Origin of the sequence: Algibacter sp. TI.3.09 (assembly GCF_038154905.1) — a bacterium.
In the GTDB taxonomy this organism is placed as follows: Bacteria; Bacteroidota; Bacteroidia; order Flavobacteriales; family Flavobacteriaceae; genus Algibacter.
The window spans coordinates 125166-146318 of the sequence record NZ_JBAKAN010000001.1 but is presented as its reverse complement, the minus strand read 5'-3'; the positions used below and the strand labels follow the sequence as shown (position 1 = coordinate 146318).

General features: G+C 32.7%; 19 protein-coding genes. 6 read left to right on the top strand and 13 right to left on the bottom strand.

What is annotated here, in order from left to right; translation table 11 throughout:
- Positions 1-152 precede the first annotated feature (152 nt).
- Positions 153-581: a hypothetical protein gene (locus V6246_RS00545; protein WP_341558497.1), complete on the top strand. Its 429-nt coding sequence runs from the start codon at positions 153-155 to the stop codon at positions 579-581.
- Here V6246_RS00545 and V6246_RS00540 read toward each other — a convergent pair.
- The 5 genes from V6246_RS00540 to V6246_RS00520 all read right to left on the bottom strand — a co-directional run bounded on the left by V6246_RS00540 (position 573) and on the right by V6246_RS00520 (position 5333).
- On the bottom strand, positions 573-1403 hold the full coding sequence (locus tag V6246_RS00540; protein WP_282148418.1) for a CvfB family protein: 831 nt from the start codon (positions 1401-1403) through the stop codon (positions 573-575). The two genes, V6246_RS00545 and V6246_RS00540, sit on opposite strands and share 9 nt — an antisense overlap.
- Positions 1404-1549: 146 nt before the next feature.
- Positions 1550-1888, bottom strand: coding sequence for a DUF2853 family protein (locus V6246_RS00535; protein ID WP_042501323.1), 339 nt, complete (start codon positions 1886-1888; stop codon positions 1550-1552).
- 87 nt (positions 1889-1975) lie between these two features.
- On the bottom strand, positions 1976-3736 hold the full coding sequence (menD, locus tag V6246_RS00530) for a 2-succinyl-5-enolpyruvyl-6-hydroxy-3-cyclohexene-1-carboxylate synthase (RefSeq protein ID WP_341558496.1): 1761 nt from the start codon (positions 3734-3736) through the stop codon (positions 1976-1978).
- A gap of 50 nt (positions 3737-3786) precedes the next feature.
- Positions 3787-4908 (bottom strand): chorismate-binding protein, encoded by a 1122-nt coding sequence (locus V6246_RS00525; RefSeq protein WP_341558495.1) that lies wholly within the window; start codon positions 4906-4908, stop codon positions 3787-3789.
- A gap of 2 nt (positions 4909-4910) precedes the next feature.
- Entirely contained in the window at positions 4911-5333 is a 423-nt protein-coding gene (locus V6246_RS00520) for a PaaI family thioesterase (protein WP_074940413.1), read from the bottom strand.
- A 131-nt stretch (positions 5334-5464) separates the two neighbouring features.
- Between V6246_RS00520 and V6246_RS00515 the strand changes: the two genes are divergently transcribed.
- Positions 5465-6040 (top strand): GNAT family N-acetyltransferase, encoded by a 576-nt coding sequence (locus V6246_RS00515; protein ID WP_341558494.1) that lies wholly within the window; start codon positions 5465-5467, stop codon positions 6038-6040.
- A 72-nt stretch (positions 6041-6112) separates the two neighbouring features.
- On the opposite strand, the gene V6246_RS00510 is transcribed toward V6246_RS00515, so the two are convergent.
- The gene (locus tag V6246_RS00510; protein ID WP_341558493.1) at positions 6113-7270 is read right to left on the bottom strand and encodes a THUMP domain-containing class I SAM-dependent RNA methyltransferase; all 1158 of its coding nucleotides are present in this window, start codon (positions 7268-7270) and stop codon (positions 6113-6115) included.
- Between the two features lie 246 nt (positions 7271-7516).
- On the opposite strand from V6246_RS00510, the gene V6246_RS00505 reads away from it, so the two are divergent.
- Both V6246_RS00505 and V6246_RS00500 read left to right on the top strand, forming a co-directional pair.
- Positions 7517-8248, top strand: coding sequence for a class I SAM-dependent methyltransferase (locus V6246_RS00505; RefSeq protein WP_341558492.1), 732 nt, complete (start codon positions 7517-7519; stop codon positions 8246-8248).
- 62 nt (positions 8249-8310) lie between these two features.
- Entirely contained in the window at positions 8311-8985 is a 675-nt protein-coding gene (locus tag V6246_RS00500; protein ID WP_341558491.1) for a ZIP family metal transporter, read from the top strand.
- Positions 8986-9064: 79 nt separating this feature from the next.
- On the opposite strand, the gene rlmF is transcribed toward V6246_RS00500, so the two are convergent.
- Positions 9065-9940 carry a 23S rRNA (adenine(1618)-N(6))-methyltransferase RlmF gene (gene rlmF / locus V6246_RS00495; protein WP_081959202.1) on the bottom strand — a complete coding sequence of 292 codons (876 nt, stop codon included), beginning with the start codon at positions 9938-9940 and terminating at the stop codon, positions 9065-9067.
- Between the two features lie 5 nt (positions 9941-9945).
- Positions 9946-10371 carry a DUF3995 domain-containing protein gene (locus tag V6246_RS00490; protein ID WP_341558490.1) on the bottom strand — a complete coding sequence of 142 codons (426 nt, stop codon included), beginning with the start codon at positions 10369-10371 and terminating at the stop codon, positions 9946-9948.
- 97 nt (positions 10372-10468) lie between these two features.
- Between V6246_RS00490 and V6246_RS00485 the strand changes: the two genes are divergently transcribed.
- The gene (locus V6246_RS00485; RefSeq protein WP_341558489.1) at positions 10469-11125 is read left to right on the top strand and encodes an HAD family hydrolase; all 657 of its coding nucleotides are present in this window, start codon (positions 10469-10471) and stop codon (positions 11123-11125) included.
- A gap of 294 nt (positions 11126-11419) precedes the next feature.
- Positions 11420-12568, top strand: a complete 1149-nt coding sequence (locus V6246_RS00480) for a hypothetical protein (protein ID WP_341558488.1) — start codon at positions 11420-11422, stop codon at positions 12566-12568.
- Positions 12569-12853: 285 nt separating this feature from the next.
- Here the strand turns inward: V6246_RS00480 and V6246_RS00475 are convergent, their stop codons facing one another.
- The 5 genes from V6246_RS00475 to V6246_RS00455 form a co-directional block, all read right to left on the bottom strand.
- Entirely contained in the window at positions 12854-13339 is a 486-nt protein-coding gene (locus V6246_RS00475) for a hypothetical protein (RefSeq protein WP_341558487.1), read from the bottom strand.
- Between the two features lie 10 nt (positions 13340-13349).
- Positions 13350-17003 (bottom strand): AAA family ATPase, encoded by a 3654-nt coding sequence (locus tag V6246_RS00470; RefSeq protein WP_341558486.1) that lies wholly within the window; start codon positions 17001-17003, stop codon positions 13350-13352.
- Positions 17004-17015: 12 nt separating this feature from the next.
- Complete coding sequence (gene sbcD, locus V6246_RS00465; RefSeq protein ID WP_341558485.1) at positions 17016-18218, bottom strand: exonuclease subunit SbcD; 1203 nt, start codon at positions 18216-18218, stop codon at positions 17016-17018.
- Between the two features lie 111 nt (positions 18219-18329).
- Positions 18330-19784 carry an oligosaccharide flippase family protein gene (locus V6246_RS00460; RefSeq protein WP_341558484.1) on the bottom strand — a complete coding sequence of 485 codons (1455 nt, stop codon included), beginning with the start codon at positions 19782-19784 and terminating at the stop codon, positions 18330-18332.
- A gap of 59 nt (positions 19785-19843) precedes the next feature.
- Positions 19844-21133, bottom strand: coding sequence for a glycosyltransferase (locus V6246_RS00455; protein ID WP_341558483.1), 1290 nt, complete (start codon positions 21131-21133; stop codon positions 19844-19846).
- Between the last annotated feature and the right edge of the window lie 20 nt (positions 21134-21153).

Sequence of the window (21153 nt, the reverse complement as noted above, 5' to 3'; positions counted from 1 at the left end):
TTGGGTATTAAAATTTGCGATTACAAAGATTATAACTCAATATATTATCAAAAGCTCAAAATTTTAATAAAAAAGGTGTGACTTTTTAAAGATATAAGTGTCTTACTAATAAGTCCCTACAACTTAATAGCTTAATTTAATCCATAGCAAACATGAAAATTATTGAATCCGAATTCTCTCAGCATATTTTAAAATCGGAGAAAATATCACTTGGTGAGATCCATTTTTTTAATCACATAGCAGTTATCGAGTTTAAAGAAGGCGTGCATGTAGACATCCATAATATATCGGAAATTTTTAAAAAACTAATTTCTCATTTCGGAATATCGCGACCTTTTGGCATTATTGCAAATCGTGTAAACTCCTACTCTATTAACTTGCTAGATATAAACAGTTTTAAAGAAATAATGAACAACCTGTGCGCTTACGGTGTTATAAGTCATAATTCTGCAAGTGCTATGAATGCTGAAATCGAAAGCAATTTTTGCTCACGAGAAAACATACACTTCAAAAATATTAGCGATGGTGTTAACTATGTTTACAGCAGAGTAAAAACTAAAATCTCGGTATCTTTAAACTAAATAAATGCCGTCTGTCTTAATTTCTATTTGACGTTGCTTATACAATGTACCAATAGCCTTTTTAAAGTTCTTTTTACTCATTTGAAGCTGCTCTTTAATAGCTTCTGGACTAGATTTATCGGTTAAATTAATATAGCCGCTATTATCATGTAATTCATGCATAATTTTTTCGGCATTTGGCTCTATATTTCTATAGCCAATTTGACCTAAAGCGATATCTAATTTATTACCAGGGCGTACTTTTTTAACGATACCTTTTAATCTATCGCCAATACTTAAATCTTTAAAAATTTGATCTTTGTAAATTAAACCAATATGTTTTTTATTTACAATCACGTTCATTCCAATATCCGATGGGTGAGATACAATTAAATCGACCTCATCAAACTCAGCAACCGTTAATTCGCGGTTATCTAAAAAACGCATGGTTTTACTAGAAGCTACTAAACGCTCACTTTTTTCATCTAAATAACAATGAACCAAGTACCAACCACCTGGTTTCATTTTAAAAGCTTGTTCCTGAAACGGACAAAACAATTCCTTAACTAAACCCCAATCTAAAAAGGCTCCATATTCGGTAACTTGGTTACAACGCAAAAGCGCAAAACCATCCTTCATAATATATGGCATATCTGTTGTAGCCACTGGGCGCTCGTCATTGTCTAAATACACAAAAACATCTAGCTTGTCGTAGATTTTAAATTCCTGCGGAACATATCTATTTGGTAACAAAACCTGGTTATCTTCATTATCAATTAAATAAGCACCATGCTCACTTTCACGAAGAATTTCTAATGTATTTACTTGTCCTAAATGTATCATGCCGCAAAGGTAATGATATTAGAAAAAAGAATCGAGATTAAAATTATTAGAAAAGAGAAATTTTTTAGAAGACAATATTTTAAATGCAAAAAGGCGCTACAAAATTGTAACGCCTTTAATATTATAGAGAGAGTTATACTGTAATACTAGTACACAGATTCTTTTCCAAAATGCTTTGCAAGTAAGTAATAAACAACCGCTCTGTACTTTGTACGGTTAGATTTTCCGTATTGTTCTATTACAGCTGCAATACCTTCGTCTAAGCTAGCATCATCAGCTAATCCTAATTTTTTAATTAAGAAGTTGTTCTTTACAGTGGCTAATTCAGAAGCATCCGAACCAGAAACCGTAGAAGAATCTGCGTTATAAATTGATGGTCCACAACCAATTGTTACTTTTTTCAAGAAATCCATATCTGGAGTTACACCACATTTATCTTTTAAATCTGCTGCGTACTTTACAATTAAATCGTCTCTTTTACTCATGTTTAGAATGTTTTTAAAAAGGGTTTATAAATTAAGTTATTAAGATAACTATTTTTTAGACACCAAATAAATTGATAAGTCACATTCTTATTTTAAATTTTTGAAATAATCTAGTAAAATTTCATCATTAATAGCTTTAGGTGTAAACACTTCCAATATTTTTGGTTGCTCACCGGCATCGTAAAATGTAGCCAAAGCCCCTTTCAATTCTATCTTATCGGAAGCTTTTACGTAATCTAAACCATACATTTTCGCTAAATGTTCGGCCGTAAGATTATGTTTTGTTTCAAAATAAGTATCGAAATTTTCTGTGTTTTTATGTCCTGGTAAAATTCTAAAAATACCTCCACCCTGATTATTTACTATAATAATTCTAAAATTTTTCGGAATATAATTGTTCCAAAGTGCATTGCTATCGTATAGAAAACTTAAATCACCTGTAATAAAAACCGTTTGTTTTTCATTGGCCACAGCACTCCCAATAGCCGTACTTGTACTTCCATCAATACCGCTTGTACCGCGATTACAAAACACCTCTAGGGTTTTATTTAAATTGAATAATTGTGTGTAACGAATAGCCGAACTGTTCCCTACTTGCAAAATACTTTGGTCTGGAATCGATTTTAAAACCTTATTAAACACTGTAAAATCCGAAAAAAGAAGCGTTTTTAAATACTGCTTATGCTTTACCAATCGGTCTTGCCTTACGGCACTCCATACCGCACTATAATGACTCTTTACGTAATGGGTTACTTTGGGTAAAAACTCCGTAAAAAACTGATTTGGAGTGGCCTTAATGTGATTGTTTAAACAGAAAAACGTATCGTTCGCATCTTTTTCATCAATATGCCAATGTTGTTTTGGTTTATACTTTCGTAGGAATTGTTTAATCTTTTTCGATACAATTAGGCCTCCAAAAGTAATTAATATATCTGGTTGAAGTTGCTTTTGCTCCTCTTCTGATAAAGGCGCAATTAATTGATCGATACTATTAAAGAAATGAGGATGGTGTAAATTTGAAGTGCTTTCGGTTAAAACAATAACACTATCATCTTCCGATAATTCATCCAACCATTTTTGCTCAATACTATTCGGTTGATTTACGCCAACCAAAATCATTTTTTTCGATGCCGAATTCCAATCTTCAAAACACGATTTTAAAATATGCTCTTCAATTTCGGTTTCTTTAAAAGGAATTTCAATAACTTTTGGAGAAACACTCAATGCTTCAACCATGTTGTAAAGTGGCTCATCAAAAGGAATATTAATATGAACAGGGCCTTTTTTTAATTTTGAAATATTTATAGCGGTATTAATCTCTTCTTCGTTAAATGTTTGAATGCCTTTTTGTAAGCCTAATAAACGTTCAAATTTATCTTCTAGATTTTTAAATATAGGGAGATCTTCATGGTTAGGCACATTCTTTTCATCTTTTAAATCGAGCTTTAAATTAGCTGAATATAAAATATGATTTTCGAATACATTTTTCTGGTTAATAGTCTGCCCATCACCAATGCCAATTAAATGTTTAGGTCTATCGGCCGATAACACAACCAACGGAATATTACTATAAAAAGCCTCAGCAACCGCAGGATAATAATTAAGTAACGCACTACCCGATGTACAAACTACAGCGGTTGGCTCTTGTGTTTTTTGAGCAATGCCTAATGCAAAAAATGCAGCACAACGCTCATCGACAACACTGTAAGACTCAAAAAACGAGTCGTGAGTAAAACCAATAGTTAGGGGTGCATTTCTACTTCCTGGAGATAATATAATATGTTTAATTCCTTTTGCTTTACACAACTGAATAACGGTTTGCGCAAGCGGAATTTTTGGATACATCATAACATTTTAAATATGTCCAAAAATAAGAATTACTGCAATAAGTTAACCGCTTATAGTACCTTTTTAATCACCAAAGATTTTGATACCGTTTCCTCCCACTCGTTTTCAGGGTTAGAACTTTCGGTAATACCGCCACCAACATAAACAATAGCTTTGTTTTCTTTAAGCTGCATACAACGTAAGTTTACGTATAGTTGCGTGCTTTTTTTGGTTGTAGCGTATGCTCTATTTTCTATATTTCTTTTTCCGGAGCGCGGTGCCGAAGTAATTTCTAAATTTAATTCACCTAAAAAACCCGTGTAAAACTCGCGGTTATAATGTTCTTCTTCTAAAATAAACTGTTTTGCGGCCTCTTTAGGTAAACCACAAACGGCTGGCGTTGGGTGTAAACTGTATAATAAATCTTTTAGGCTAATGGCATTGGGTTTTAAAACGCCCCAAATTCTAGTTTTTAGATGCAGTAAATTACCAGCCTTTACCGTTTCTATTTTCGATATATTAATATTGTCGATGGTAGTCGCTATACTATCTAAAATAAAATCGGTGACATATTGCTGTTCTTGCAACTCTTTAGCTTGCCAAGTAACATCTAAACTGTCTTTATAGTTTTGCGTACCTGCCAAAGCCATAATTGAAAAACGTTGTCCTTCAATTTTAACCAAAGTTTCGGGTGTTGCGCCTAACCACAAACCAACTTTTGGATGATACCAACAATACACACATGCCGAAGCATAATTTTGTAACAGATTTTCAAATATAGCAATAGGGTTGTTTTCTGAAAGCGAAACAGATTCCGTTCGAGATAGCACTACTTTTTTAAACTGACTGTTCTTTATAGCCTCTACGCCACGTTCAACAAGCTTGATGTGTATTTCTTTTTGCAGCGTGTTATCAACCTTAGAACTACTTTCAATAGAATCAATAGCCGTGGATTCTGGAACCAAACTTTTTAATTTATCAGAAAGTTCCAAAGGCATTAAAACCGATTTTTCTGTGTTGTCAAAAGGTGAAAATACAAAACCTTTTTCTGTAAAATCTTCGGTATATATTAAATCGTTTGTTTCTTGCAGTAATCCATTAACAGCGCTTTCATTTGGTTTTCTATAAATTACAAATGGTAACTGTGCATTGTATTGAGTATCAATACGTTCTAAAAACTCGTTAAATGTCATCCTTATCTTTTAGGTAACGATATGGTTGACAGACGACAAACAGAAATTAAATTATCATCATCATCCGTTACTTTAATATCTAATAATTGCGTTGTTCTACCTTTATGCAAAAAAGTTGCTTTAGCATAAACAAAACCACTTTTTACGCTTTTTAAATGGTTGGCCGTAATTTCTAAACCACGCACAAAAAGTTTTTCGGTATCTACAAATACATGCGTAGCAAAACTCCCCACACTTTCGGCTAAAGCTGCGGTAGCACCACCATGTAATACACCATCGGGTTGATGCACTCTAGAATCTACAGGCATTCTGGCTGTTAAGTAATCTTCTCCAAAATCTACCATTTCAATTCTTAATGTTTCCATTAATGTATTTTTACAAGCTAAATTAGCTTTTTCTAAAACTGCTTTTTTAGATAATTCCATAAGAAATTGTATTTTTAATCGCGATTGCAAAAGTACAAAATTATAAGGGCATTTGGCTTTAGATGGCGAGAGCTTTTTATTACAACCACATCGCGATTAACACCCAATATTTTAAACGTTTTAATTATTTTATGAATACACCAACTTTAGAAAATAACCGTGTAAAACTTAGTCTTTTAACTTTAAATAATTATTCTGAAATTCTTAAAATTGGACAACAAGAAAACTTAGTACTTTATTCACCAAGTAAAATTGCAACACCAGAAGATTTAAAAAACTACGCAGAAACCGCTGTTACCGCTTACCAAAACGAAACCGTAATTCCGTTTATAGTTTTCGATAAACAAACCAATGCTTACGCAGGAACAACTCGCTTTGCGCATATAGATTGGCATAATAAAGTTTTACACATTGGTTGGACCTGGATTGGCCATGAATTTCAAGGCACAGGTTTAAATATGAATATGAAATTTTTAATGCTTCAATATGCTTTTGAAGTCTTAAAGTTTGATAAAGTAGAATTCCGTGCCGATGAGCGCAACATAGCATCCCGAAAAGCCATTGAAAAAATTGGAGGCACTCTTGAAGGGCTTTTACGAAAAGATATGCTGATGCTCGATGGTTTTAAAAGAAGTTCTTGCTGCTATGGTATTTTAATTGAAGAATGGCCTGCAATAAAAACAACCACTTTTAAAGATTTTGAATAATGTATAAACAAAAAAAACTCAGATAACATCTGAGCTTTTTTTATTCTTAATTATATTTTAACCGCTTAACAGTTATTTCATATACTTTCCTTTTTTACTGCCTTCATACATTACGTATTTAACTAAACGTGATTCTAATTTGGCATTAAATAGATGTATTTTTCTTGACGGACGTAAACCAACATGCTTTAAAGCATCGAGGTTAGAGGTAATAAACCAAGCATCAGTTCCTGGATAACTTTGCTTAAGTGTATCTCCAATATTAGCGTAAAACTCTTCCATATCGATATTTAATCGCTCACCGTATGGTGGATTAAAAACCATATGTAATTTTTCGTCGCCACCTTTTTGGGTTTTAAAGAAATCTTCGTGTTTTATATCTATAAAATCGTCTAGCTGAGCGTTTTTCACATTCTCCTTAGCTTTGGTAACCGCACTTGGTGCTTTATCAAAACCAATGATTTTATGATGAAAATCGCGCGTTTTTTTAAGTAACGACTCTTCTATTTTTTCAAATAACTCAACATCCCAATCTGGCCAACGTTCGAAAGCAAATTCTTTACGCATTAAGTTTGGTGGAATGTTACAAGCAATCATGGCTGCTTCTATCAACATGGTTCCCGAACCACACATTGGGTCCATAAAATCTGTTTGTCCGTCCCAACCAGAAAGCATAATAAGTCCGGCGGCTAATACCTCGTTTATTGGTGCAATATTAGTTGCTGTTTTATAACCACGCTTGTGTAGAGAATCTCCAGAAGAATCTAAAGAAATAGTACATTTACGTCGATCGATATGCACGTTTATTTTTATATCTGGAAATTTTAAGTCTACATTCGGGCGCACACCTTCAGTATCTCTAAATTTATCGACAATAGCATCTTTTGTTTTTTGAGCAATGTAGAGCGAGTGCGTAAATAAATCGGAATGGATGGTAGCATCTACAGCTAAAGTACCTGTAGCTTTAAGATATTTAGACCAATCCATGGCGTAAAGTTTGTCGTAAAGCTCTTTTTCGCTGTTTACATTAAAACTATGGATGGGTTTTAAAATTTTTACAGCAGTACGCAAGCCCAAGTTACATTTGTACATAAATCCTTTATCGCCTGAAAAAGAGACATTTCTAGTACCTTTCTTTACATACAATGCGCCTAACTGCGTTAGCTCGTCTGCTAATAAATCTTCAAAGCCAAATAAGGTTTTGGCAACCATGTTGAAATTTTCTTCCATTTTTTTCGTCTACGTCTAATAGATTGCAAAAATAACTTAATTTTGCAGAAAGCAAGAGATATTAGCGGATAATGGGTTAGGGATTGCAGCGGCATCTTTTTTACAAAGGTTTTAAAGCCTATTTTTGGGTTAAACCTGATGTTTAATTGGTGTTTGATTCTTAAAAAGAATAAAAGAAGGCTTTGTAAAAAGATATAGCGGAAAGCCCGACCTCGCCCTAAGGCGTGGTAACCCCCAAAAAACAATATGGAAAAACAAGAGACAGAATGGTTTACATCGTGGTTTGACACGCCGTATTATCATATTTTATACAAAGACAGGGATGATACGGAGGCGCATGCGTTTATGGACACCCTTAGTGATTATTTGAATATGCCTGAGGGCGGGAAAATTTTGGATTTGGCCTGCGGAAAAGGAAGACACTCGGTGTATTTAAACAAAATTGGTTACAATGTTACTGGTGTTGATTTAAGTGAAAATAGCATTAATTACGCCAAGCAATTTGAAAACGATACTTTAAAATTTGAGGTTCACGATATGTGTAACCCTTACCCAGAAACCTTTGACGGCGTCTTTAACTTATTTACAAGTTTTGGGTATTTTGATGATGAAGCTGATAATTTAAGAACCATAAAAGCGATAAAAGCCGATTTGAACGATTATGGTTTTGGTGTTATTGATTTTATGAATTCGGATTTTGTAATTGATAATTTAGTACCTGAGGAAGTGAAAACGGTTGATGGTATCGATTTTTATTTGAAACGCTACGTGGAAGATGGCTACATTATTAAGGATATTGCATTTAATGCGGACGGCAAAGATTTTAAATACCAAGAGCGTGTACGTGGTTTTACTTTAGCTGATTTTGAAACGCTTTTTGAACAAGCCGACGTGCATTTACTTGATGTTTTTGGAGATTATAAGTTAGGCCAATTTAGAAAAGCCTTCTCGGAACGTTTAGTAATGATTTTTAAATAAATAATTGCAACGTTTTTTGATCTAGAAAAACTTAAACACTCATTTTTTGAGCTTATTTTTAAATGAATAAATTTATATTTCCTGTAATTGCCGTTATTTTAGGCGTGCTAATAGCTACTATTACCAAGAATAAAAAGTCTTGGAACATGAAGCTTATGCTCTCTTTTAGTGGGGCTTTTTTATTGGCTTTAACCTTATTTGAATTATTACCTGAGGTCTATGCGCATCTCGATTCTAAACAAACGGGATTGTTTATTATGATCGGGATTTTACTTCAAATTGTTTTGGAGTTGTTCTCTAAAGGTGCTGAGCACGGGCATGTACACATCCATAAAAACGAAACCGTTTTTCCTTGGTGGTTATTTGTAAGCTTGTGTTTGCACAGTTTATTAGAAGGTTTCCCGATACACGAGCATAACGATATGGTTTATGGTGTTTTAATACATAAAATACCTATTGCTACGCTTATAAGTATGTTTTTGTTTCAGTCGAGTTTTAGTAAAACTAAAATTGCTGTATTTTTAGTGATTTTTGCTTTAATGACACCGTTAGGAACTTTAATTTCGAATACTGCTAATTTAACAGAAACCTTTGCTCATGGTATTAATGCCCTGGTTATTGGTATGTTTTTCCATATATCGACTACTATTCTATTTGAAAGTAGCGACGGACATAAGTTTAACCTAAGTAAGTTTGTAGCTATTATTTTAGGTGTTGGAATTGCTTATTTGATTTAGATTCTAAATCAAATAAGCATTCTTTTTTATATAGCATTCTGCTTAATATTTCGCAAAAATGGGGATAGATGTATATTTCTTAAAACGTCCAAGCTAGAATACGAGACACTTTGTTTCCTTGTCCCATATTAATTACTTTAACTTCTGTAGCGCCTAGTTTTGTAAGCGATTTTTGCATTCCTTTTATTAAATCTTTTTTAGACACTAAGGTTGTAAACCACTTGCAGCTTTCTTTATGCAATGAGCTTTCATATAAATAGGTATGTAAAAAAGCTTTCTCACCACCTTTATAACAAAGCTCGTTATTGGTACCAGAAAAGTTACGGACTATTTTATCTGTCTTTTTACCTAAATTCTTTAATTTTTTAGTGGTTGCTTCGTCAGCTTCTTCTTCAGAATTAAAAAAGGGCGGATTACATATAGAAACTGCAAAAGTCTCACCTTCATCCAAAATACCGTTAAAAATTTCGGCACTATCTTCTTGATGGCGCAGCTTAATAGCATTACCCATCTTGTTTTTATCTATTATTCTTTGAGCATTTTTTAACGAAGCGCCATCAATATCTGTAGCTACAAACTCCCAGTTATATTCTGCATGACCCAAAAGTGGATAAATGCAACTTGCACCTGTACCGATATCTAATATTTTAACGCCGTTTTCTGTGTTTGCTTTTTTAACTAAATGTGCTATATGGTGCAAATAATCTACACGACCAGGAATTGGCGGACATAAATTCTCCTCAGGAAACTCCCAAAACTTAATACCGTAATCTTTAAGCAGTAAAGCCGTATTAAGCGCTTTTACAGCCTTAGGTTTAGCAAAATCTATAGTTACCGTTTGGTGTCTGTTTTCGAAAACAAAGGGCTTTAATTCTGGATATACATTACATAAAGCCTCTAAATCGTAACCCGATTTATGCTTATTTTTTGGATGAAAATTTGGAGTTGTTTTGATAATTTCTAGTTTAAAATTTCTATTATAATGCCAACACTACTAATAACTAAACACAACGGTGCATAATAGGTTGTATCCATGGTGCCAAAAGTAGTCTGTTTTACGCTCTTAAAAAAGCCTACATATTTAAAATCGCCAATAGCACGAATAAAAAACAACAATGCTATAATCCAACCGGTGTACTGCATAACCCAATTAGGTAAATAAACCGTTGCTACGCCCGACTTATAAAAGTAAAAACAACAAAACGCTAATAGCGCAAAGCCAACAATAGCACTATCCATTTTTTTAGGGTTTAAAACCCGCTCGCAGTTTTCTTTAGTGGGTAGTGAGGCCTCAAAACCAAATGTTCCGCCAGAAAACCAATTAAAATGAATAACCGCAAGCACAAGAAATACAATACTAAGTAATAAGGATAAAACAGCAACCATAATAATTAACGGAGTTTAGACTACAAATTTAATAATTTGAACCTCGTTTTAGATATTGAAACGATTTCTTTTATCTTAGCCCAAAATAAATTTTGAGATGTTAAAAGCTGTAATTTTCGATATGGATGGAGTAATAATAGATAGCGAACCGCTACACCATTATGCTTATCATAAAATGTTTAGCGATGTTGGCGCCAATGTTTCTAATGAGCTATACGAATCTTACACCGGGCAATCTACGCTTAACGTTTGTAAACAAGTTAAAGATCATTTTAATTTAGATGAAACTCCAGAAGCTTTAGTAGCCTTAAAAAGAAAACATTACGAATACATTTTTGAAAACGATAAAGATTTCGATTTAATAGATGGTGTTTTAGATTTAATAAAAAACTATCATGCTAATGGGCTTACTCTGGTTTTAGCATCATCGGCATCTATGCCAAGTATTGAACGAATTTTTAAACGTTTCAATTTAAACCAATATTTTAAAGCCAAATTAAGTGGTGCCGATTTAAAAGCATCTAAACCACACCCAGAAATTTTTGTAAAAGCAGCCGAAGCATCAGGTTTTAAAGCATCGGAATGTATGGTTATTGAAGACTCTACCAACGGTATTAAAGCTGCAAACGATGCGCATATATTTTGCGTAGGTTTTGATAGTGTACATTCAAAAAACCAGGATTACACCAATGCCAACCTAAAAATTGAAGATTTTAAAACTATTACCTTCGATAAAATTACGACGCATTTCTAGAACCTAATACCTAAATAATAGATTACCTCTACCCTACACATCATAGATTTGTATATTGCTATTATGTGCTCTAATTTTAGTTTAGAGCCGAGTATCATCATCTATTTTCAACTCCATTTTACTCGAATTTTCAATTAAATTTAAATTTTCATAACCCAATATTTAAATTCCACAGGCTTATTTCATCTTAAAAAATAAAAATAACAACCTCACAATCAACACACTAATACTTACTTCCGTTTTTTGGCACGCTGTTTGTAATTACCTAACTGTATAACATTAAAACATACAGATATGAAAAAGTATATATTCTTATTAGCCGGATTGGTCCTTGCAGGATTCACCGCTAGTGCAGACACAACAACCGCCAACCAAACAAACGAAGCATCAAATATTAACAGAGGTTACGGCAGCTCTTTCATATTTGTTGAAAACGGTATAGAATTTTCGGTATTTGCCGATGGTCAATTCGACTTCAATTTACAACGTCAAACATCAAACGTAAATGTATCATTACATTCTAGAAATCTAGATTTGAGTTTTAACTCTGGTTACGATTATAATGCATACGTGCAGTACGATGAGTTTGGTGCAATTATTCAAATAGAAAACACACCTATTTATTACGATTATTACGGTAGAATTTCTCAAGCCGGAAACGTAAACATAAACTACAACAACAATGGTTACATATCTAACGTTGGTGGATTATATGTGCACTACGATCGTTATAACAGATATTCTCACTATACTGGTTTTATAAACGTGTATAACCGTGGTTACATTTACCGTCCATGGCACAATTATTACCGCACGCCATCAGTTAATTTTCGTGTAGTATTTAATCGTCCTTACCGTCAACATTATGCTCCAGTGCGTTATGTGTACAACCGTCCGTTTTACAACAACCACCGTCCATCATCAGCTATATATAGTCGTCGTGGAAATACTGTTGCCAGAAACCGTAATTACGCTACAGTAAATAGAAGTTCTAGAAACGTTACTAAAATTAACCGTAACGCACAAACCAGACGTAACGTAACAACAAATAACAACCGTCGTTACACAACAACATCACCAAATAGAAACTCTAATGCAAAAAATACAAACCGTAATTATACACAACGCAATAATAGTCGTGTAGTAAAAACAACACCAAACAGAACGGTTACTAAAACTACAACCACTAGATCTACAAGACCTAGTGCAAACAGTACAAATACTAGAAATGTAACCCGTACGAAAATAAATACGGTATCTAAAAATCCAAAAGCAACAAAGGCTCGTACATATACTAGAAACGACAATAATACTAGAAGCACTAAACGTGTAGCTACCGTTACTAAAGCACCAAGAACTAGCAATAGTAAAGCAACGCAACGTAGTAGTAAATCTAGCAACAATACAAGATCGACAACATCTACCACACGTAGACGATCATAAAAATTTTGGTTGGTTAGTACGAAAATCCCTGTGAACCGTTTGCCTCAAAGCAACATCACGGGGTTTTTCATTTTTAATAGTTTGGGCGTTACCACAAGGGTCGGGCTTTACACTATATCTTTTTTTTAGCTTGGGCTACTTTAAGTAAGTTTAGACCTCCAATTAAAACGTAAACTAAATCGATACTATTTTCTTAATCTTCAAAAAAAGGATGCCGTTGCAATCCCTAACGCGAGTTACGGCTGTGGTAATATATTTTAGCCCCTCTTCTTTTATAAAACAGCTTTAATTATTATTTGAGTCTTTTAACTTAATAAGTGAATAAATTACAAGACTGACTAAAGTTATCATTTGAGATATTCCAAAACCAGCGGTAAACCATCCATAAAACATTAAAAAGCTTTGAATATCTCCATGGTGACTTTCAGATGCACTTGCACTATATAGTCCTGAAAACCAATTTGTCAATGGCCCTAAAATAAAGATAATAAGACTTAAAACTACCAATAGTAGTTTAGGTAATTCCCTTTTATATAATTCTAATCCAAGAGATTTTCTATTAATTTTGCCAACCACAAGATATGCGGTAAACAAATACGTAACCAACGTAATTGATGGGAGTAAATAAGTCAAAATGAGAAAAGAAACACCTAACTCAACCAGACTAAAATACAATAAATGAATAATAAAATTTAAGATTGTATCAACAGCCGTCACAAATACAAATCCAAAAATCACCCATAAAACTAATAAAACATCATTTTTTTTCATCAATCTTGAATTACATTATATCCACCACACTCACTCCATTATTCTTTTTAGTAATTTGAATTTGAGTAGAAATACGCTCTTTTAAATTTTCAACGTGAGATATTATACCAATCATTTTACCTTGCGATTGCAAAGTTTCTAAAGTAGAAATAACCGTTTCCAAAGTGTTTTTATCCAAGGTTCCGAAACCTTCATCAATAAACAACGAATCGATTTTTACGTTTTTACTAGCCAAATCAGACAATCCTAAAGCTAAAGCCAAACTAATAATAAACTTCTCACCACCACTAGATGTGTCTACCAATCTGGCCTGGTCCGTTTGGTAATGGTCTATTAAATTAAAATTAAGTTCCTCTTTAGGTTTGTAAGCCTCTTCCATTTTTAAAGAGTAACGTTTATTTAATTTATACAAATGTACATTGGCAAGGTCTAGTAAATGCTTTAAAGTTAAGCGTTGCACATATACATTAAAGGCATCTTTAGAATTCCCTATAATTTTAAACAGCTCTCTCCAAACATTACAAACCGTTTCTTGAGCATCTATTTTTTTATAGATTTCTTTATTTCGATCTCTAATTTCCTTATCCTTTTTAAAGGCTTGTATAATCTCACCTTTTTCCGATAGCAGCGTTTTATTTGCCTTATTTAAATCTTCTAAAGTCAATTTACTCTCGGCCTCAGTAATTTCAAATGTTTTAAACTTTTCTAAATCTATTTTTGCTTTTTCGTTAGATTCTCGGTAAGCTTTTAAACGAAGTTGTTTTTCTTTTATCGCTTCTTTATTTTTGGTGAATCTCACCACATCTTCATCAGGTAATATTGCTTTTTGAACAGTTTCTCTTTTATCGAATTGACTACTTTCTAATTGAGTTTCAAAAGTTAAATTTAAAGCTGTAAATTTCTCTTTTAAAACTAATTGTTCCTTATTATTTTCAATTTTTAAAGCTTCTTTTTTGTTTTGTAAATCTAAAAACTCTTGAAGTTCCTTTTTACTCGATTCCGCTTTTTTAGCTAACGTAGTTCGTTCTGTTTGTAAAAACTTGCGCTTCTCTTCTACAGAAATAGCAATAGGTAAAATAGCTTCCCGTTCAACTTTTAATTGTTCCATTTTAACAGTAGATACTGTAATCGTTTTAGAACAAACTTCTTTTGCTTTAAGTTGTATTTCTAACTTCTCTTTGTTGTTTTCTAACTTAGTGTTTACAACAGATACACTAGATTTTAATAAGTCTAGACTCTTCTCTTTTTTATTAAAATCCGCAATTAAAGTTTTAAGACTTTCAATAAACTCATTACTCTTTTCTGCTGAAGGCAATTGGTAATTAAATTTAGATAGTTTTGCTTCTAACGCGGTCTCTAAATTATTACAGGTTTCTTTTAAATTAACAATTAGTTTTTGCTTTTCTGTAATATCCTTATTGCTATTTTTGTTCTTTTCAACAAGCGTGGCTACACCATTTTTAATCTTATTAAACCCCTCACTTTGTATTTTAAAAGTATCGTTTAATTTATTGCTATCCTTTTGTAATTGTTGAGCTACTTTTAACTTTTCATCTAATAATAAAATATCCTGTGTTACTTTTTTAACCTCAATTTCAATTTGAGCTGTATTCGATAACTCACAATCTATATTTAATTGTTTCGTCTTTAATTTTAATGCTTTTACTTCATCATTAATTAAACCACTACGTTGCGTTAAACCATCGATGGTTGTGTTCGCTACAACTTCTTTTTTCTCTAATTCGTTTTTTGAAACAATTAAGGCTTGCAGCTTTTCTTTGCGTTTATTAAGTTCTAATTCAGATTTTGAAACACCTACCGAAACCAAATTCTCGGTAAACGGATGCTCTAATGAACCACACAAACCACACGGAGTTCCTTCAGTTAAACCCTGACGATCAGCTTCATATTTAGAAATACTTTTCTCTAAGTTTAAAATTTTATCCGCATCTCCAACCGACTTTTCTTGAACTTCAATTTGTTGCTTAACCGCTTGCATTTCCTTTTTACTAACCTCTAATGCCTTTGTAAGCGCTTTTTGTTTCGCTAATAAATCGGTTTGTTCTTTTTCAACTTTTAGTATTTGCTCAGATAGGGTTTTAAACTGTTTCCAGTTTGTTTCTTTTGTGGCTAATTTGGTTTTGGCCTCTAGCAAATTGGTTAAATTATTTTTAGATAATTTTAAAGTGATCTCAGCTAATAATTTTTCTGTTTTTTCAATTTCGGCAGTTTCAACTTTCAGTAATTTATGGCCCTCTTTTAAGCGCGCTTCTGTTTTTTCTACCTCTTCTTTTTTTACAGAAACAAAATCTTGAGCTTCCTTTAAACTTTCTTTCTTAGCTTTTAAAGCAGTTAATTCACTTGCCCAATTGGATATTTGTAAATCAACATCCTTCAATAGTTTATGCTCAGAAATAAAGCTTTGATCTATTTTTATTTTAGCTTCAGTATCCGCTAAATCTTTATTCAATTTAGTTTGTTCTTCACTTAACAACTTAATTTGGTTATCTAACGCTTCTAATTCTAATGTTGCTTTTTGCTTGTTTTCAACTTCATTTTTAAGCTTACTGTCTAAGCCATTTATAGCATCAAATTTTGGTAACCAATCTGCAAACGTTTTGTCTGCCACATTTAGCAACTCTATTTCTTTCTGAGTTTGTGAACTTAGTTTTTCAACCTCAGGCTTTAAGGTTTTAAGTTCAGACTCTAAACGTTCTAATTGTTTAGATTTATCAACAGACTCTTGCTCTGTTCTATTTAAATTCTGAAGTAACTCTTTAAAAGATGCTGCCTTTTCATTTAAATCTAACTGTTCTAATTCTTGTTTATGCTTTTCAACAAATAAATTTACCTCCTTAGATTCTATTTCTAACTTTTCAGATTCATCAAGTATTTTCTGGAATTTCACATACCATTCTACAATATTTTGAGTGGTTTTTATCTCCTTTTCAATCTTTAAAATTTCGGTATTGAGTGTTTTATCTTTTAGGGTTAACTCAGCTCTAGCCTCTTCTGATAAAACATCATCAGAATTAATTCTAGACTGAATATCTTTAAGCGCATTTTCTTCTCTTACTTTTCTTTCTTGAATGCTCTGCCCTATCTTTTTATAAATTTCTTCGCCTGTAATTTGTTCTAACAGCTTCCCTTTCTCGGGGCCTTTAGCTGTTAAAAATGAAGCGAATTCACCTTGAGCAAGCATCACAGAACGTAAAAACTGATTGTAATCTAATTGAGTTACTCGAACCACTTCTGATATTAAACTCCGTTTCTGGCTTGCCAAAATAGCACCAGTTGTTAAGTTCTTTAAACTAACTTCTTCCTTTGGGTTTTTATACTTTTTACCAGATTTATCGGCAACCTTCATTCCCCAGAAGGCATCATAAACTATATTATCATTTTCAAAAGTGATTCTACTAAAAGCATCATCAGCACCATGGCTAACCACATCAATCAAGGTGCCTTTAGAGCCATTAAATCTAGGTACATTGTGATATAACGCAATAGTAATAGCATCTAAAATAGTAGTTTTACCTGCTCCTGTAGAACCTGTAATAGCGTATAAACCAACATCTTTAAACTGTTCACTTTCAAAATCTATAACAATAGAAGTATTGGAGCGTAAAGAATTAATATTTTGTAATTCTATTTTTAAAATTTTCATAGTCCTTTACGCTTACTGATTTTTAACAGATTGTAAAATTTCATTAAAAGCATCTTCCACCTCTGGCCTGTTATCTAAATCAAAACCAATTTCTTTACATTTCAATTTAAAAACTTCAGCTGGTAATAACTCTTTTATAGATTTTGTTTCTTCTAATAACTCTTCAATACCTTTTTGCCTACGCTGTGTTTTCAAGGCTGTTTTTAATATTTCAAACGGATAATTTTCTGCAGCTTTTTTTAAATCATCAGTATTTATAGTATGTGTTTCATTAAGCACAATTTCTACCCATGGTGTTAATTGGAATTCATTAGAAACCAAATTAGAAAATGCATCTATACATTCTGCCATGGTGCCTACCAACTTATAAAACTCCCTAAAACGCGGAACAACAACATCGTCGATGGTGCTTACTTTATTGTCCTTAACGGTTAATACAATAATGTTTTTATCATAAGTTATTTCACTAAAACTCAAAATATGTGGAGAACCTGAATAACGTACTTTATCATTTTCTCCAATTATTTGAGGTCGATGCAAATGTCCTAAAGCAATATAATCGAAGTACTCAGGGAAATCTTCAGCACCAATATGGCCCAATGTTCCTACATAAATATTTTGTTCGCTATCTGAAACAGAGCCTCCTGTTGCAAACAAATGCCCCATAGCAATAACGGGAGCATCGGTGGTATTTACTAGCTTACATTGCTCGGCAGTTGCTTGATAATGATTAATTAATGCTGTTTTATATTTATCAATAAGTTCGTCGAAAGATTCTCCGGCAACAGCTCTTCTAATATCACCATCACGCAAGTATGGGACGGCAGCAACAACTACTTTTTCGCCTTCGATATCAATTTCAAAAACTTCATCTTCTATCTCCTCAGTTGCTTTACCAACCACTTTAATCGATAAAGCATCGAGAATGTGTTTTGGTGCATTTAAAGTTCCTGCAGAATCGTGATTTCCTCCGGTAATAATAATGGATTTACAACTTGTACCTTTCAACTTCACCAAAAAGCTATAGTACATTTCTAAACTTTGATTGGAAGGTGAACCCGTATCAAATACATCGCCTGAAATTAAGAGGACGTCTATTTTTTCGGTACTGATATACGTTTCAATCCAACTCAAAAATAAAGTTTGTTCGGCTACTTGAGATTGTTCGTGTAATCTATGTCCTAAATGCCAATCGGCTGTATGAAGTATTTTCAAGTGATTTATGTTTTGTGCTATTTTGGAAAACTCTAAAAAAAATAAGGTAGACAGTCTAAACCATCTTATTCAACGAATTTAGACAAATAAAACCTCAAAATCAAGTTTGAATTAAACCTTCAAATACTTCTGAAGTAACTTAGAAATATCATCTGAAAATTTGAATTTGAAAACAATAAAACCGTAGAGTACGGCAATTAAAATAGACTTTAATGCAATGTTTAAAATAGGATGAAATGGAAAGTCCCAAAAGTAAAAAAGAACGGCAAACCCTGCGATAAACAAACCTATTTGTAAAGTTTTTGGTGAAAATGGTGAGATTTTAAATTTCGTGTAAACAAAATATAACTTAATTGAATTGTATAAAAACACAGCTAAAAACGTAGCTAAACCGGCACCATTGATACCAAGAATGGGAATAAATAAAATATTAAAAGCTACCATAACAATAACTAAAACAACACCTAAAACCAGCACCATTCGGTAATAATCACTATTAAAAAGAATAGCATTGTTACTTCCTAAAAGAGAATCGTATAATTTCACAACGCTAATCATGAATACCACATAAAGCCCAACATTAAACTCTTCGGGAATAATTAAATAAAGCTGATTAATATTTAAAACAATTAATAAAAAGATAAAACCACCAACAATAAACAAGTTTAATGAGCTCTTTTTATACAAATCTTCCAAAGCATCATAATCATGTTCGTTTAAAAACTTAGCCGTCATAGGCATTAATAACTGATGCATGGAACGTTGTGGCACCGCAATAACAGCTGTGATAAATATAGCCACATTGTAATATGCAATTTCTTTAATTGGAATGTAATGTCCAAGCATTACTTTATCTACATCTAAAAGCGACGTTGCGATGGCTCCTGCTATAATTATTAACCCCGAATATTTTAAAATTCGACTTAAATCATTAATCTTTTTAAATGTTAGTTTTGGAAATTTTAATGTGAATGCATATACCTTCATAATCAGCATTCTTACAAAATAAATTATAGCTAAACCAGACATAAACTGCTCTAAATCTATATATTCAAAATGAAAGGCAAACAACAGTAGCATAGTACCTACCCGATGAAAAACTTCTTTCATAAAGTTACCAAAAACCGTTTGCATTTGCACTTTTGCCCAAGAAAAAAACAGCTCGAAATACGCCAAAGAAATCGCTATAACCACCGTATGCCATAAGTATTGTTTAATTATAGGATTTTTATTTGATAATAAATCGCCTATAAAACCATAACCAAAATACGTAAGCAAAACAATGGGAATAATAACGGCAATTGGCATTAATAACATGAGCGTTAAAAAGCCATTTAGTGATTCGCGTGTTTTGAATGTTGTATAAAATTTAACTAAAGTATTATGAGCTCCAAAAGCCATTAACGGCATAATAACATAGGCTAAAGAAAGCATATAGCCTACCATACCGTAATAATCATCACTTAAAAATTTAGTGTAAAGAAACAGCGTATTTATTGCCCCAATTAAAAACCCCAAATACGTGGAGATTATATTTTTAAAAGATTGAGAAGCAACTATGCCCATTATTTTTGATTAGATTTCATTATTTATACTACGAAGTAAACGCGTAAAATGATAGATTATTAGGGCTTTTTTAAAACCGAAGCTAGTTTAGAAGTCAAGTTTTTTCTACTATATTTTTGCAAACCAATAGCATGTACTTCTAAATTTTTATTTTGATAGCTCTTATAATGCACCAAGATAGTCGATTTTAACGATTTATAATCTGTGTAGTAAAAGTAGTTTCCGGTATTGGTTTCTTTTATAATATTTTCCACATCGGAACCTTGAGGCCCCAAAGCCAAAATAGGCCGATTTGAAACTATATATTCAAACAGTTTTCCTGGAATAATACATTTAGTTTCTTTGGAGTCTATCTCGACTAACAATAGAACTTGTGAACTTTTTTGATAGACAATAGATTCTTTATGAGATACATACCCGGCGTTATTAACATGATTAGCAAGACCTACGGTTTCTATAGATTGCAAAACAGTTTCGCTAACGGCTCCCACAAAATTTAATTGAAAATCTTTAGAAAAATCCTCATGTTCCTGAACAAGTTCCGAGAGTACTTGCCATAAAATTATAGGATTTCTTTTTGATAATAACGAACCAATATGCGCTATTGTAAACTTAGCATCAAGTGGTTTAGATTCTACAGATTCATAATCATAACCGTTAGTAATAACCTCAATTGGTTTATTGGTAATGGCTTCAAATTCCGTTTTTGTTACAGAACTAGTAACAACAATATCGTCGGCAGTATTTAAAACCTGCTTTTCTAAAGCTTTGTGTTTTTGTTTAGATTTTTCCGTCAATTTCAACTGCTTATGGTAACCAATAGTAGTCCAAGGGTCTCTAAAATCTGCAATCCATTTTACACCTAATTTTTCTTTAAGATGTAAACCAATAAGATGTAAACTATGCGGAGGCCCAGTGGTTATAATAGTTGAAATATTTTCCTGTTCTATATAATTTGAAAGATAAGCTACCGATGGTTTCACCCAGCTTTTACGCGCATCGGGAATAAAGAAATTTCCACGAATATAAAGCATGGCTTTTTCAATAAAACTTTGTGTTTTCTGTTCAGGAATAATGCCTTTACTAATAGTGCTTGATGATTTCTTTGAAAACAGGCTAGCCAACTTATAAGGTTCACTTATAGGCTGTTTTATAATGGTAACATCTTTTGAAACTTCAGTAATTAAACTCTCGTCTACTAAAGGATAATTCGGGTTTTCGGGAATATAAACAATCGGTTCAACATTGAAGTCGGGTAAATATTTTACGAATTTTAACCAACGCTGCACGCCTGGACCTCCTGCTGGTGGCCAGTAATAACTTATTATAAGTACTTTTAGTGCCTTCATTAAAAAAAATTCGATCTGCG